Below are 15,012 nucleotides of genomic sequence, written 5' to 3' on the forward strand. Positions count from 1 at the left end.
CCGGGTTGCGGACAGTGTCTGGTGGGTAGTTTGACTGGGGCGGTCTCCTCCTAAAGAGTAACGGAGGAGCACGAAGGTTGGCTAATCCTGGTCGGACATCAGGAGGTTAGTGCAATGGCATAAGCCAGCTTGACTGCGAGCGTGACGGCGCGAGCAGGTGCGAAAGCAGGTCATAGTGATCCGGTGGTTCTGAATGGAAGGGCCATCGCTCAACGGATAAAAGGTACTCCGGGGATAACAGGCTGATACCGCCCAAGAGTTCATATCGACGGCGGTGTTTGGCACCTCGATGTCGGCTCATCACATCCTGGGGCTGAAGTAGGTCCCAAGGGTATGGCTGTTCGCCATTTAAAGTGGTACGCGAGCTGGGTTTAGAACGTCGTGAGACAGTTCGGTCCCTATCTGCCGTGGGCGCTGGAGAACTGAGGGGGGCTGCTCCTAGTACGAGAGGACCGGAGTGGACGCATCACTGGTGTTCGGGTTGTCATGCCAATGGCACTGCCCGGTAGCTAAATGCGGAAGAGATAAGTGCTGAAAGCATCTAAGCACGAAACTTGCCCCGAGATGAGTTCTCCCTGAGACTTAGAGTCTCCTGAAGGAACGTTGAAGACGACGACGTTGATAGGCCGGGTGTGTAAGCGCAGCGATGCGTTGAGCTAACCGGTACTAATGAACCGTGAGGCTTAACCTTACAACGCCGAAGATGTTTTGGCGGATGAGAGACGATTTTCAGCACTGATTCAGAGTTGAGTACGCAACAATTTGCGCAGCAGCAAGGCGGCAAGCGAAGGAAAGGAAGGCGCATACAGAAGTATGTGACTGAGTTTACGAGCGCAGGCAACGCCGCTGATGCGATAAAGAATTGCGTACAGAGCACAAAGAATTTGCCTGGCGGCACTAGCGCGGTGGTCCCACCTGACCCCATGCCGAACTCAGAAGTGAAACGCCGTAGCGCCGATGGTAGTGTGGGGTCTCCCCATGCGAGAGTAGGGAACTGCCAGGCATCAAATTAAGCAAAAGGCTCAGTCGAAAGACTGGGCCTTTTGTTTTATCTGTAGTCTGTCGGTGAGCACTCGTTGCGCAGCAACGGCCCGTAGGGTGGCGGGCAGGACGCCCGCCATAAACTGCCAGGCATCAGACAAGTGAAGAAGCCCATCCTGACGGACGGGCTTTTTTGCGTGTGTGGTAACTGTAAAAATGTAGGCCTGATAAGCGCAGCGCCATCAGGCAACCGGCACCGCCGGATGGCAGCTTCGCCTTATCCGGCCTGCATGCACTTATCAGGCAGCGCCACTACTCACGGATAAATTAAATTCAACAATGGATACGGTTTCCCAAGATCGTCAACCTCCGAACGTCCCGTCACCTTAAATCCCATTTTCTTATAAAATCCAACAGCTTGTGTATTTTGCTCGTTAACATTGGTTGTCAACCCCGGCGCCAGTGTTAACGCATGTTCAACCAGCATCTTACCGATACCCTGACCACGCACGTCCGGATCGACAAACAGCGCATCCATATGTTCGCCGGTAAGCAGCATAAATCCTACCGGCTCATCCTGATCGGTCACGGCAACCCATAGTGGCGCTTCTGGCAGAAAATCGCTCACCAGTTCTTCCAGTTCGGCCCGATAAGCGTTTGACAGAAAATCGTGCGTGGCATCGACAGAGCGACGCCAGATCGCAATCAGTTTTTCCCCTTCCTCATGCCTTGAACGGCGAATGTTAATCATCATCTTCACTCCTTTTTTGCTTACTTCTATTCTAATGCAAATGCTGTCGTGAAACTTTCTCACCTTGAACTTGCAGACTCGACATTCGCCTGATTTCTGAGTATCTTCAGCTATCTGGATGTCTAAACGTTTAAACGTATGTCGTGAGGTTATCAGGTTATGCCGATTCGCGTGCTGGACGAGCTACCCGCCGTCAATTTTTTACGTGAGGAGAATGTCTTCGTCATGACGACTTCTCGCGCATCAGGTCAGGAAATTCGCCCGCTAAAGGTACTTATCCTTAACCTGATGCCGAAGAAGATTGAAACGGAAAATCAGTTTCTGCGTTTGCTATCGAACTCGCCATTGCAGGTCGATATTCAACTGCTGCGGATAGATGCCCGCGAGTCGAGGAACACGCCAGCCGAGCATCTGAACAACTTTTACTGTAACTTCGACGATATCTGCGATCAGAACTTTGATGGGCTTATCGTGACCGGAGCGCCACTGGGTCTGGTGGAGTTTAATGACGTGGCTTACTGGCCGCAGATTAGACAGGTGCTGGAATGGGCGAAAGATCACGTTACTTCGACGCTATTTGTCTGTTGGGCCGTTCAGGCCGCACTCAATATTCTTTATGGTATCCCTAAGCAGACCCGTACAGATAAACTTTCCGGCGTCTATGAACATCACATCCTTCATCCTCATGCTCTGTTGACGCGTGGTTTTGATGATTCGTTTCTTGCGCCACACTCACGCTATGCCGATTTCCCGGCGGCGCTAATACGGGATTATACGGATCTTGAAATTCTGGCCGAAACAGAAGAGGGGGATGCGTACCTGTTTGCCAGCAAAGATAAACGTATTGCGTTTGTCACCGGTCATCCTGAATATGACGCCCATACGTTAGCGGGTGAATATTTTCGTGACGTTGAGGCCGGGTTAAATCCGGAGGTTCCGTACAACTATTTCCCAAAAAACGATCCGCAAAACATACCGCGCGCAACCTGGCGCAGCCACGGTAATTTACTGTTTACTAACTGGCTCAACTATTATGTCTACCAGATTACGCCATATGATCTGCGTCACATGAATCCAACCCTGGATTAATCTTCTGCTCCTGACGATCCTAAAGCGTTTCAGCATGTTGAATCAGGCACCTTTGGGTGCCTTTTTTATTTCCGAAACGCACCTCATCATGTAATTAAATTTAATTTATATTGTTATCAATAGGTTAATGTATAATTAAATTAAAAATGGAAATTGTTTTTTGATTTTGAAATTTAATTGAGTAGTCTTAGTTGTGTTGAACGAAAAGCGCACAGTGATCCTTCGTTCGCATTGGGGATGTATCTGGATCAACAAAGAGGAGCTGCATGATGAATCCACAGGCAACCACAACTGATGAATTAACCTTTACCAGGCCGCAAGGCGAGCTGGAAAAGCAAGTCCTGACCGCTGAGGCAGTCGAGTTTTTGACGGAGTTAGTCACCCGTTTTACGCCAAAACGCAATAAACTCCTGGCTGCACGTATTCAGCAACAGCAGGATATTGATAACGGTAAGTTGCCTGATTTTATTTCGGAAACCACTTCCATTAGAGAAAGTAATTGGCAGATTCGTGGTATTCCGGCGGATTTACAGGATCGCCGAGTAGAAATTACCGGGCCGGTTGAACGTAAAATGGTGATTAATGCCCTGAACGCAAATGTGAAAGTGTTTATGGCAGATTTTGAAGACTCGCTGGCGCCGGACTGGAATAAAGTTATTGATGGTCAAATCAACCTGCGTGATGCGGTGAACGGCACCATTAGCTATACCAACGAAGCCGGAAAAATCTATCAGCTCAAGCCCGATCCGGCCGTATTGATTTGTCGTGTACGCGGTCTACATCTGCCAGAAAAACATGTTACCTGGCGGGGGGAAGCCATTCCCGGCAGCCTGTTTGATTTTGCTCTGTACTTTTTCCACAACTATAAAGCGCTGCTCGCTAAAGGTAGCGGCCCGTATTTTTACCTGCCGAAAACGCAAGCCTGGCAGGAGGCAGCCTGGTGGAGCGAAGTCTTCAGCTACGCCGAAGACCGCTTTAACCTGCCGCGCGGTACGATCAAAGCGACCCTGTTGATTGAAACGCTGCCGGCTGTTTTCCAGATGGATGAGATTCTTCATGCGCTGCGTGATCATATCGTCGGTCTCAACTGTGGTCGCTGGGATTATATTTTCAGCTATATCAAAACGTTGAAAAATCACCCGGATCGCGTCTTGCCGGACAGGCAGGTGGTAACGATGGACAAACCGTTTCTGAGCGCCTACTCGCGCCTGCTAATCAAAACCTGTCACAAGCGCGGCGCGTTCGCGATGGGCGGTATGGCGGCGTTTATCCCGAGCAAAGACGTTGAACGCAACAATCAGGTCCTTGCCAAAGTGAAAGCGGATAAAGCGCTGGAAGCGAACAACGGCCACGACGGCACGTGGATTGCGCATCCCGGGTTGGCGGATACCGCAATGGCCGTCTTTAACGAGGTACTGGGCGAGCACAAAAATCAGCTGTTCATTACCCGTGATGAAGATGCGCCGATTACCGCTGAGCAGTTACTGGAGCCATGTGAAGGCGAACGCACAGAAGCGGGAATGCGCGCCAATATTCGCGTGGCAGTGCAGTACATTGAAGCGTGGATCTCCGGCAATGGCTGTGTACCGATTTACGGTCTGATGGAGGATGCCGCGACGGCGGAAATCTCACGAACCTCTATCTGGCAGTGGATTCACCATGAGAAAACGCTGAGCAATGGAAAACCCGTAACGAAAGCGCTTTTCCGCGAAATGTTGGCGGAAGAGATGCGGGTAATCCAGGACGAACTGGGCGAGCACCGCTACAGCAGCGGGCGCTTCGACGATGCCGCACGTCTGATGGAGCAAATCACCACCTCAGATGACTTAATCGACTTCCTCACCCTGCCGGGCTATCGCTTACTGGCTTAATTCACCACATAACAATATGGAGCATCTGCACATGAAAACCCGTACTCAACAAATCGAAGAATTACAGAAAGAGTGGACACAACCGCGCTGGGAAGGCATCACCCGCCCGTACAGCGCGGAGGAGGTGGTGAAATTACGCGGCTCGGTTAACCCGGAGTGCACGCTGGCGCAGCTCGGCGCCGCGAAAATGTGGCGGCTGTTGCACGGTGAAGCGAAAAAAGGCTATATCAACAGCCTTGGCGCGCTGACCGGCGGTCAGGCGTTGCAGCAGGCGAAAGCTGGTATTGAGGCGATTTATCTTTCAGGCTGGCAGGTGGCGGCAGATGCCAACCTGGCATCCAGCATGTATCCGGATCAATCGTTGTACCCGGCAAACTCTGTTCCGGCGGTAGTGGATCGGATCAACAACACTTTCCGTCGTGCAGATCAGATCCAGTGGGCATCCGGTATTGAACCCAACGATCCGCGCTATGTGGATTACTTCCTGCCGATCGTTGCTGATGCGGAAGCCGGTTTTGGCGGCGTTCTGAATGCCTTCGAACTGATGAAATCGATGATTGAAGCCGGTGCAGCGGCCGTTCACTTCGAAGATCAGCTGGCGTCGGTGAAGAAATGCGGCCATATGGGCGGCAAGGTGCTGGTCCCCACGCAGGAGGCGATTCAGAAACTGGTTGCTGCGCGTCTGGCCGCTGATGTGATGGGCGTCCCGACGCTGGTGATTGCGCGTACCGATGCGGATGCGGCAGATCTGATCACCTCCGACTGCGATCCCTATGACAGCGGTTTTATTACCGGCGAACGCACCAGCGAAGGTTTTTACCGCACCCATGCGGGCATTGAGCAGGCGATCAGCCGCGGTCTGGCGTATGCCCCGTATGCCGATCTGGTATGGTGCGAAACTTCTACGCCGGATCTCGAACTGGCGCGTCGTTTTGCCGATGCTATCCACGCGAAGTATCCGGGCAAACTGCTGGCCTATAACTGTTCACCATCCTTCAACTGGCAGAAGAATCTGGACGACAAGACCATTGCCAGCTTCCAGCAGCAGTTGTCGGACATGGGTTACAAATACCAGTTTATTACCCTGGCGGGCATCCACAGCATGTGGTTCAACATGTTCGACCTGGCGCACTCTTACGCACAGGGCGAGGGGATGAAGCACTACGTTGAGAAGGTTCAGCAGGCCGAGTTCGCGGCGGCGAAAGATGGCTACACCTTCGTTTCTCACCAGCAAGAGGTGGGCACCGGCTACTTCGATAATGTCACCACCATTATCCAGGGTGGAACCTCCTCGGTAACCGCGCTGACCGGTTCGACCGAAGAATCGCAGTTTTGATTTATGCCCGGTGGCGCTGCGCTAACCGGGCCTACAACGCAATGTAGGCCGGATAAGCGAACGCGCCATCCGGCATGACGTGGTGCCGGATGAGGGAAAAAAATGCCGCGTGGCCTGGAATTACTGATTGCTCAAACCATCCTGCAAGGCTTTGACGCGCAGTATGGTCGATTTCTGGAAGTGACTTCCGGCGCGCAGCAGCGTTTTGAACAGGCCGACTGGCACTCCGTCCAGCAGGCGATGAAAAGCCGTATCCACCTCTATGATCATCATGTGGGTCTGGTGGTGGAGCAACTGCGCTGTATTACCGATGGCAAAAGTACCGACGCGGATTTCCTTTTACGCGTTAAAGAGCATTACACCCGGCTGTTGCCGGATTACCCGCGCTTCGAGATTGCGGAGAGCTTTTTCAACTCCGTTTATTGCCGGTTATTTGACCACCGCTCGTTAACACCCGAGCGGTTGTTTATTTTCAGTTCGCAACCGGAGCGTCGCTTCCGTACTATCCCGCGCCCGCTGGCCAAAGACTTCTTTCCCGATCACGGTTGGGAGACGCTGTTGATGCGCATACTCAGTGATTTACCGCTGCGTCTGCCCTGGCAGAATAAAAGCCGGGATATCCGCTATATTATCGCTCACCTGACTGAAACACTGGGCGAGGACGCGCTACCTCGCTGCCATGTCCAGGTGGCGAACGAGTTGTTTTACCGTAATAAAGCGGCCTGGCTGGTAGGTAAATTAACCACACCTGACGGTACGCTGCCGTTTTTATTGCCGATTCATCGCACTGATGAGGGGGAACTGTTTGTCGATACCTGCCTGACCACCACGGCAGAAGCGAGCATTGTGTTTGGTTTTGCCCGCTCTTATTTTATGGTGTATGCGCCGCTGCCTGCCGCGCTGGTTGAGTGGTTGCGTGAAATCCTGCCGGGTAAAACCACTGCCGAACTGTATATGGCGATTGGCTGCCAGAAACATGCGAAAACCGAAAGCTACCGCGAATATTTATGTTATCTGGCTGAAAGCGATGAGAAATTCATTGAGGCGCCTGGCATCCGCGGCATGGTGATGCTGGTGTTTACCCTGCCAGGTTTCGACCGGGTATTTAAAATCATTAAAGACAAATTCGCCCCGCAGAAAGAGATGTCCGCCGCCCATGTGCGTGCCTGTTATCAACTGGTAAAAGAGCATGATCGCGTCGGTCGTATGGCGGATACCCAGGAGTTTGAGAATTTCGTACTGGATAAACGGCAAATTGATCCGGCGCTGATGGCGCTGTTACGGCAAGAAGCGCCAGAGAAGATTACCGATTTTGGGGAACATATCGTCATTCGCCATCTCTATATTGAACGTCGCATGGTGCCGCTCAATATCTGGCTGGAACAGGTAGAAGGTCAGCAGTTGCGCGATGCGATAGAAGAATATGGTAATGCGATTCGCCAGCTTGCCGCCGCTAATATTTTCCCCGGCGATATGTTGTTTAAAAACTTTGGCGTTACCCGTCATGGTCGCGTGGTGTTCTATGACTACGATGAAATTTGTTACATGACGGAAGTGAATTTCCGCGATATTCCGCCAGCGCGTTATCCGGAAGACGAACTGGCCAGCGAACCCTGGTATAGCGTCTCGCCGGGTGATGTTTTCCCGGAGGAGTTTCGCCACTGGCTGTGTGCCGATCCGCGTATCGGACCATTGTTTGAAGAGATGCATGCCGACCTGTTTCGCGCCGATTACTGGCGCGCGCTACAGACGCGTATTAAAGAAGGGCATGTAGAAGATGTGTATGCCTATCGACGTCGCCAGCGCTTTAGCGTGCGTTACGGCGCGATCTCAAGTACGGCGAACTCTTCGTAAACCAGTTCCATCTCCGGCGACCAATTACCCTCGCGCTCAAAAAAGGCCCGGTGTGCCGCTTGCCAGTACGCCAGGCTAAGATCGCCTTCGCCTTCCAGTGCGGCGAGATCGGCGCTCATCTCGTTAAAACGGATCAGCCTGAGCGCCAGCGTGCGTATGACGCACACGGCGTCGCCTGTGCCGTTGAGCACAATGTGATATGACCCGGGCGTGACAGGGGGCTGCTCTTTCTGATAGCTAACCAGCGAGCTACAGGTGCCACGCTTTTTACCGGCGACCACTAGCGCCGCCAGCTCGTCGGCCAGCGCCGGCGAATCACCGAAAGACCAACAGAAGGCCTGTGGGTACTTCTCCTGCCAGTATAATTTCAGGCTGCTCATTTCAGCGAGTTCCACCATAGGCCAGCGTCACCTCTTTCGCCGCTTTAATCACCATGGCGCCAAGTTCGGTGACGCGATCGTCGGTAATGCGTGAGCAGGGGCCGGAAATAGAGAGGGCCGCAAACGGCTCGCGGTGCTCGTCATAAATACACGAGGCCACGCAGCGCAGACCGAGCGCATGTTCTTCGTCGTCAAAGGAATAGCCGCGCTTGCGTGTTTGGGCGAGGTCATCTTTCAGATGCAGCGGCGACACCAGCGTCGCATGGGTATAAGCGTGCAACCCCTTGCGGTGCAGCAGACTGGTAACCTGTTCCTCACTGAGCTGTGATAAAAACGCCTTGCCCGCGCCAGAGGCGTGCATGGGCAGCTTGCCGCCAATAGGGGCGGACATGCGCATCAGCTGCGTACACTGCACCTGGTCGATAATAATAGCCTGATGGTCGCTCTGGTCGAGTACGGCAAGGTTTACCGTTTCGCCGGAATCCTCCATCAGCTTGCGCAGAATCGGATGGACAATCGCCAGCAGATTACGGCTCTGTAAGAAGCTGCTGCCGACGATAAACGCGTGTGCGCCTACGGCCCAGTGGCCCAGCTCACCAACCTGGCGGACAAAACCCTGCTGCTGCATGGTGGTGAGTAGACGGTGAGTCGTGGAATTAGGCAAACCCGCCTGTTGCGCCAGTTCGGTCAGCGCCACGCTGCCGTTGGACTCGGCAATCCACTCCAGCAGCTTCAGACCGCGAGTTAATGACTGAACCTGCCCGGTTACGGGTGCAGTGGTAGCGGCAGGTTTTCTCCCGCGTTTCGCGGGAACAGGGGCAACCATGGCAGACTCCTTTTTCTGTATCGTGGAAATCATTTTCGTTTTATTCAATTATAATGCAAGAGTTCCTGAACTGATCGGATGAGTGACATCACAGGATGCTCGATGGCGCTTCGCTTATCAGGCCTACGCTTTGGGAGCCGCCAAAGTAATTTGTAGGCTGGATAAGGCGCTTGCGCCGCCATCCGGCAAAGCGACAGAAGTGGGTGGCAAGCTGAACATGTCTCATGTTGCCCGTTGTTCTCTTTTCCGCCAGCACGCTTTGTGCCAGTATGGCTCGTTACGTGGAGCGTTGTCGGGAGCGAGTGTGAGCAGCAAAGTTGAACAACTGCGTGCGCAGTTAAATGAACGTATTCTGGTGCTGGACGGCGGTATGGGCACCATGATCCAGAGCTATCGTCTACATGAAGAAGATTTCCGCGGGGAGCGCTTTGCCGACTGGCCCTGCGACCTGAAAGGCAACAATGACCTGCTGGTACTCAGCAAGCCGGAGGTGATCGCCGCTATCCACAACGCCTACTTTGAGGCTGGCGCGGATATCATCGAAACCAACACCTTTAACTCGACAACCATTGCGATGGCGGATTACCGGATGGAATCCCTGTCGGCGGAAATTAACTATGCGGCGGCCAAACTGGCGCGCGCCTGCGCCGATGAATGGACGGCGCGAACACCAGAAAAACCACGCTTTGTTGCGGGCGTGCTTGGTCCAACTAACCGCACGGCCTCCATTTCGCCGGACGTCAACGACCCGGCGTTTCGTAATATCACCTTCGATCAGCTGGTGGCGGCCTACCGTGAATCCACCAAAGCGCTGGTGGAAGGTGGCGTAGATCTGATTCTGATTGAGACCGTCTTTGACACCCTGAATGCGAAAGCGGCGGTGTTTGCGGTGAAAGAAGAGTTTGAAGCGCTGGGCGTTGATCTGCCGATCATGATTTCCGGCACCATCACCGACGCCTCTGGCCGTACCCTCTCCGGCCAGACGACCGAAGCCTTTTATAACTCGCTGCGCCACGCCGAGGCGCTCACTTTTGGCCTTAACTGCGCGCTGGGGCCAGATGAACTGCGCCAGTACGTCCAGGAACTGTCGCGGATTGCCGAATGCTACGTCACCGCGCACCCGAACGCCGGCCTGCCGAACGCTTTCGGCGAGTACGACCTCGACGCCGACACCATGGCGAAACAGATTCGCGAATGGGCAGAAGCGGGCTTCCTGAATATCGTTGGCGGCTGCTGCGGCACCACGCCGGAGCATATTGCGGCGATGAGCCGCGCCGTTGCCGGTTTGCCGCCGCGCCAGCTGCCGGATATCCCGGTGGCCTGCCGCCTTTCCGGCCTGGAGCCGCTGAACATTGGTGACGATAGCCTGTTTGTGAACGTCGGCGAACGTACTAACGTCACCGGCTCGGCCAAATTTAAGCGCCTGATCAAAGAAGAGAAATACAGCGAAGCGCTGGATGTCGCCCGTCAGCAGGTAGAAAGCGGCGCGCAGATTATTGATATCAATATGGATGAGGGGATGCTCGACGCCGAAGCGGCGATGGTGCGTTTCCTCAGCCTGATTGCCGGTGAGCCGGATATTGCCCGTGTACCAATCATGATCGACTCCTCCAAATGGGAGGTTATCGAAAAAGGGCTGAAGTGCATTCAGGGTAAAGGCATCGTCAACTCTATTTCGATGAAAGAGGGCGTGGAAGCCTTTATTCATCATGCGAAGCTTCTGCGTCGCTACGGCGCGGCAGTGGTGGTGATGGCCTTTGATGAGCAGGGGCAGGCCGATACCCGCGCGCGTAAAATCGAGATTTGCCGTCGGGCGTACAGGATTCTGACTGAAGAGGTGGGCTTCCCGCCGGAAGACATCATCTTCGACCCGAATATCTTCGCCGTGGCGACCGGTATTGAAGAGCACAACAACTACGCGCAGGACTTTATCGGCGCTTGTGAAGACATCAAACGCGAGCTGCCGCACGCGCTGATCTCCGGCGGCGTGTCTAACGTGTCCTTCTCGTTCCGCGGCAACGACCCGGTACGTGAGGCTATCCACGCGGTATTCCTCTACTACGCCATCCGCAACGGCATGGACATGGGCATCGTCAACGCCGGACAGCTGGCTATTTACGACGACCTGCCCGCCGAACTGCGCGATGCGGTTGAAGATGTCATTCTTAACCGTCGCGATGACGGCACCGAGCGTTTGCTGGATTTGGCGGAGAAATACCGCGGCAGCAAAACCGACGAAGCTGCCAACGCCCAGCAGGCGGAATGGCGTAGCTGGGACGTGAAAAAACGCCTTGAATACTCGCTGGTGAAAGGCATTACCGAGTTTATCGAGCAGGATACCGAAGAAGCCCGTCAGCAGGCCGCCCGCCCGATTGAGGTGATTGAAGGGCCGCTGATGGACGGTATGAATGTGGTCGGCGACCTGTTCGGCGAAGGGAAAATGTTCCTGCCGCAGGTGGTGAAATCCGCCCGCGTGATGAAACAAGCGGTGGCCTACCTGGAGCCGTTTATTGAAGCCAGCAAAGAAAAAGGCTCCAGCAACGGCAAGATGGTGATTGCCACCGTGAAGGGCGATGTGCACGACATTGGCAAGAACATTGTTGGCGTGGTGCTGCAATGTAACAACTACGAAATCGTCGATCTTGGCGTGATGGTGCCTGCGGAGAAAATCCTCAGAACGGCGCGTGAAGTGAATGCCGATCTGATTGGCCTTTCCGGGCTTATCACCCCGTCGCTGGACGAAATGGTCAACGTGGCGAAAGAGATGGAGCGTCAGGGCTTTACTATCCCGCTACTGATCGGCGGCGCAACCACTTCGAAAGCGCACACCGCGGTGAAAATCGAGCAGAACTACAGCGGTCCGACGGTCTACGTGCAGAATGCTTCGCGTACCGTGGGCGTGGTGGCGGCGCTACTCTCCGACAACCAGCGCGATGACTTTGTCGCCCGTACCCGCAAAGAGTACGAAACCGTGCGTATTCAGCACGCCCGCAAAAAACCGCGCACGCCGCCGGTCACGCTGGAAGCGGCGCGCGATAACGATCTGGCGTTCGATTGGGAACGCTACACCCCGCCGGTAGCCCACCGTCTGGGCGTGCAGGAGGTGGAAGCCAGTATCGAAACTCTGCGCAACTACATCGACTGGACGCCGTTCTTTATGACCTGGTCGCTGGCCGGCAAATACCCGCGCATTCTGGAAGATGAGGTGGTGGGCGTTGAGGCGCAGCGTCTGTTTAAAGACGCCAATGATATGCTGGATAAACTAAGCGCCGAGAAACTGTTGAATCCGCGTGGCGTGGTGGGCCTGTTCCCGGCGAACCGCATCGGCGATGACATCGAAATCTATCGCGATGAAACCCGTACTCATGTTCTGACGGTCAGCCACCACCTGCGCCAGCAGACCGAGAAAGTCGGTTTTGCCAACTACTGTCTGGCGGATTTTGTCGCGCCGAAACTGAGCGGCAAAGCGGATTACATCGGTGCTTTCGCGGTGACCGGCGGTCTGGAGGAGGATGCGCTGGCGGACGCCTTCGAAGCGCAACACGACGACTATAACAAGATCATGGTGAAAGCGATTGCCGACCGTCTGGCGGAAGCGTTTGCCGAGTATCTGCATGAGCGTGTACGTAAGGTTTACTGGGGATATGCGCCGAACGAGAGCCTGAGTAACGACGAATTAATCCGCGAAAACTACCAGGGGATTCGCCCGGCGCCGGGTTATCCTGCCTGCCCGGAACATACCGAAAAAGGCACTATCTGGCAGCTACTGGATGTCGAAAAACACACCGGGATGAAGCTCACCGAATCTTTCGCCATGTGGCCTGGCGCGTCGGTCTCCGGCTGGTACTTCAGCCATCCTGAGAGCAAATACTTCGCGGTAGCGCAGATCCAACGCGATCAGGTGGCAGATTATGCTTTCCGTAAAGGAATGAGCATTGAGGATGTTGAGCGGTGGCTGGCGCCGAACCTGGGTTACGATGCGGACTGATTCATAAAATCGTCACTTTTCCTTACAACATACAAGGCACTCATTGGGTGCCTTGTCTCTTTCTTACAATTAAACCCTTATACTGAAGGAAGGCTCTACGCTGAATTTGCCGGATGGCGGCGTAAACGCCTTATCCAGCATACCGTATTACGTATGGTAAGCCCGGTGGCGTGCAACGCCAGCAGGCCTTAACGCTGTGCGCCATCAGGCAATTTATCGCAAGTGAGCTTCAGGAAAACGTATAACGATAAGGAGAACCTGACGCCGTGTTAACTTTGCTCCATCTACTTTCTGCCGTTGCGCTGTTGGTATGGGGAACACATATCGTTCGTACTGGCGTAATGCGCGTGTTTGGCGCGCGTCTACGCACTGTCCTCAGCCGCAGCGTGGAAAAGAAACCGCTCGCCTTTTGTGCGGGTATCGGTGTTACCGCGCTGGTACAAAGCAGTAACGCCACCACTTTATTGGTAACGTCGTTTGTCGCCCAGGATCTTGTCGCCCTGACGCCAGCTCTGGTGATTGTGCTGGGCGCCGACGTGGGGACCGCGCTAATGGCGCGTATCCTGACCTTCGATCTCTCGTGGCTGTCGCCGCTGCTGATTTTTATCGGCGTGATTTTCTTTTTGGGACGTAAGCAGTCCCGCGCCGGGCAGCTGGGTCGCGTCGGTATCGGGCTTGGCCTGATTCTACTGGCGCTGGAGCTGATTGTGCAGGCGGTGACGCCGATCACTCAAGCTAATGGCGTGCAGGTCATTTTCGCGTCGCTGACGGGCGACATTATGCTGGATGCGCTGATTGGCGCGATGTTCGCTATTATCAGTTATTCCAGCCTGGCGGCGGTGTTGCTGACGGCGACCCTGACGGCGGCGGGGATTATATCGTTCCCGGTGGCGTTGTGCCTGGTCATCGGCGCCAATCTGGGATCGGGGCTGCTGGCGATGCTCAATAACAGCGCCGCCAATGCTGCCGCGCGTCGCGTAGCGCTCGGCAGCCTATTGTTCAAATTGATCGGCAGCCTGGTCATCCTGCCGTTTGTCCATCCGCTGGCGAATCTGATGGATGAGCTATCGCTACCGAAGTCAGAGCTGGTGATCTATTTCCACGTTTTCTATAACCTGGTGCGTTGCCTGGCGATGGTGCCATTTGCCGAGCTGATGGCGCGTTTTTGTAAACGAATTATTCGTGATGAGCCTGAACTGGATACCCATCTGAAGCCGAAACATCTGGATGTCAGCGCGCTGGATACGCCAACGCTGGCGCTGGCTAATGCTGCCCGCGAGGTGTTGCGCATTGGCGATGCGATGGAACAGATGATGGAAGGGCTAAAAAAGGTCATGCACGGCGAGCCGCGTGAAGAGAAAGCGCTGCGCAAGCTGGCGGATGACGTTAACGTGCTCTACACCGCGATTAAGCTTTATCTGGCGCGAATGCCAAAAGACGAGCTGGCGGCGGAGGAGTCCCGCCGGTGGGCGGAGATTATTGAGATGGCCCTGAACCTCGAACAGGCGTCGGATATTATCGAGCGAATGGGCAGTGAGATTGCCGACAAGTCGCTGGCGGCGCGTCGGGCATTTTCAGAAGAAGGATTGAAAGAGCTGGATGCGCTTTACGATCAACTGCTCAGTAATCTGCAACTGGCGATGTCGGTCTTTTTCTCCGGCGATGTCACCAGCGCCCGTCGGTTGCGCCGCAGTAAACATCGCTTCCGTATACTTAATCGCCGATACTCACATGCGCATGTCGACCGCCTGCACCAGCAGAACGTGCAAAGTATTGAAACCAGCTCGCTCCATTTAGGGCTGCTGGGCGATATGAAGCGTCTTAACTCACTGTTCTGTTCGGTCGCCTATAGCGTACTGGAACAGCCGGATCAGGACGAGGAACGCGGCGAGTATTAAGTGAAATGCCGGATGGCGGGGCCTACGGAGAACATGCG

9 protein-coding genes and 2 rRNA genes are annotated in these 15,012 nt (G+C 54.5%); 8 read left to right on the forward strand and 3 right to left on the reverse strand.

The window, feature by feature from the left end; all coding sequences use genetic code 11:
• Together ABVM99_RS22425 and rrf are read left to right on the forward strand one after the other, a co-directional pair.
• Nucleotides 1-691: ribosomal RNA gene (locus ABVM99_RS22425) — 23S ribosomal RNA — on the forward strand; the annotation flags it as partial.
• A 196-nt stretch (nucleotides 692-887) separates the two neighbouring features.
• Nucleotides 888-1,003 (forward strand): 5S ribosomal RNA (rrf, locus tag ABVM99_RS22430).
• 294 nt (nucleotides 1,004-1,297) lie between these two features.
• Here rrf and ABVM99_RS22435 read toward each other — a convergent pair.
• Nucleotides 1,298-1,735, reverse strand: coding sequence for an acetyltransferase (locus tag ABVM99_RS22435; RefSeq protein WP_000973244.1), 438 nt, complete (start codon nucleotides 1,733-1,735; stop codon nucleotides 1,298-1,300).
• A 156-nt stretch (nucleotides 1,736-1,891) separates the two neighbouring features.
• On the opposite strand from ABVM99_RS22435, the gene metA reads away from it, so the two are divergent.
• From metA to aceK, 4 genes are all read left to right on the forward strand, one after another.
• Entirely contained in the window at nucleotides 1,892-2,821 is a 930-nt protein-coding gene (metA, locus tag ABVM99_RS22440) for a homoserine O-succinyltransferase (protein WP_001122767.1), read from the forward strand.
• A 269-nt stretch (nucleotides 2,822-3,090) separates the two neighbouring features.
• Complete coding sequence (aceB, locus tag ABVM99_RS22445) at nucleotides 3,091-4,692, forward strand: malate synthase A (RefSeq protein ID WP_001069371.1); 1,602 nt, start codon at nucleotides 3,091-3,093, stop codon at nucleotides 4,690-4,692.
• 31 nt (nucleotides 4,693-4,723) lie between these two features.
• The gene (gene aceA / locus ABVM99_RS22450) at nucleotides 4,724-6,028 is read left to right on the forward strand and encodes an isocitrate lyase (protein WP_023195257.1); all 1,305 of its coding nucleotides are present in this window, start codon (nucleotides 4,724-4,726) and stop codon (nucleotides 6,026-6,028) included.
• Nucleotides 6,029-6,130: 102 nt separating this feature from the next.
• Nucleotides 6,131-7,882, forward strand: coding sequence for a bifunctional isocitrate dehydrogenase kinase/phosphatase (aceK, locus tag ABVM99_RS22455; protein WP_023195258.1), 1,752 nt, complete (start codon nucleotides 6,131-6,133; stop codon nucleotides 7,880-7,882).
• On the opposite strand, the gene ABVM99_RS22460 is transcribed toward aceK, so the two are convergent.
• Both ABVM99_RS22460 and iclR read right to left on the reverse strand, forming a co-directional pair.
• Complete coding sequence (locus ABVM99_RS22460) at nucleotides 7,846-8,253, reverse strand: ASCH domain-containing protein (RefSeq protein ID WP_010989091.1); 408 nt, start codon at nucleotides 8,251-8,253, stop codon at nucleotides 7,846-7,848. The genes aceK and ABVM99_RS22460 overlap by 37 nt on opposite strands.
• Before the next feature lie 10 nt (nucleotides 8,254-8,263).
• Nucleotides 8,264-9,088, reverse strand: a complete 825-nt coding sequence (gene iclR / locus ABVM99_RS22465; protein ID WP_000226434.1) for a glyoxylate bypass operon transcriptional repressor IclR — start codon at nucleotides 9,086-9,088, stop codon at nucleotides 8,264-8,266.
• 304 nt (nucleotides 9,089-9,392) lie between these two features.
• On the opposite strand from iclR, the gene metH reads away from it, so the two are divergent.
• Nucleotides 9,393-13,076 (forward strand): methionine synthase, encoded by a 3,684-nt coding sequence (gene metH, locus ABVM99_RS22470; protein WP_023195259.1) that lies wholly within the window; start codon nucleotides 9,393-9,395, stop codon nucleotides 13,074-13,076.
• Nucleotides 13,077-13,342: 266 nt separating this feature from the next.
• Nucleotides 13,343-14,974 (forward strand): Na/Pi cotransporter family protein, encoded by a 1,632-nt coding sequence (locus ABVM99_RS22475; RefSeq protein ID WP_000956811.1) that lies wholly within the window; start codon nucleotides 13,343-13,345, stop codon nucleotides 14,972-14,974.
• Nucleotides 14,975-15,012 lie beyond the last annotated feature (38 nt).

The organism is Salmonella sp. SJTUF15591 (assembly GCF_043356435.1).
Lineage (GTDB): Bacteria > Pseudomonadota > Gammaproteobacteria > Enterobacterales > Enterobacteriaceae > Salmonella > Salmonella enterica.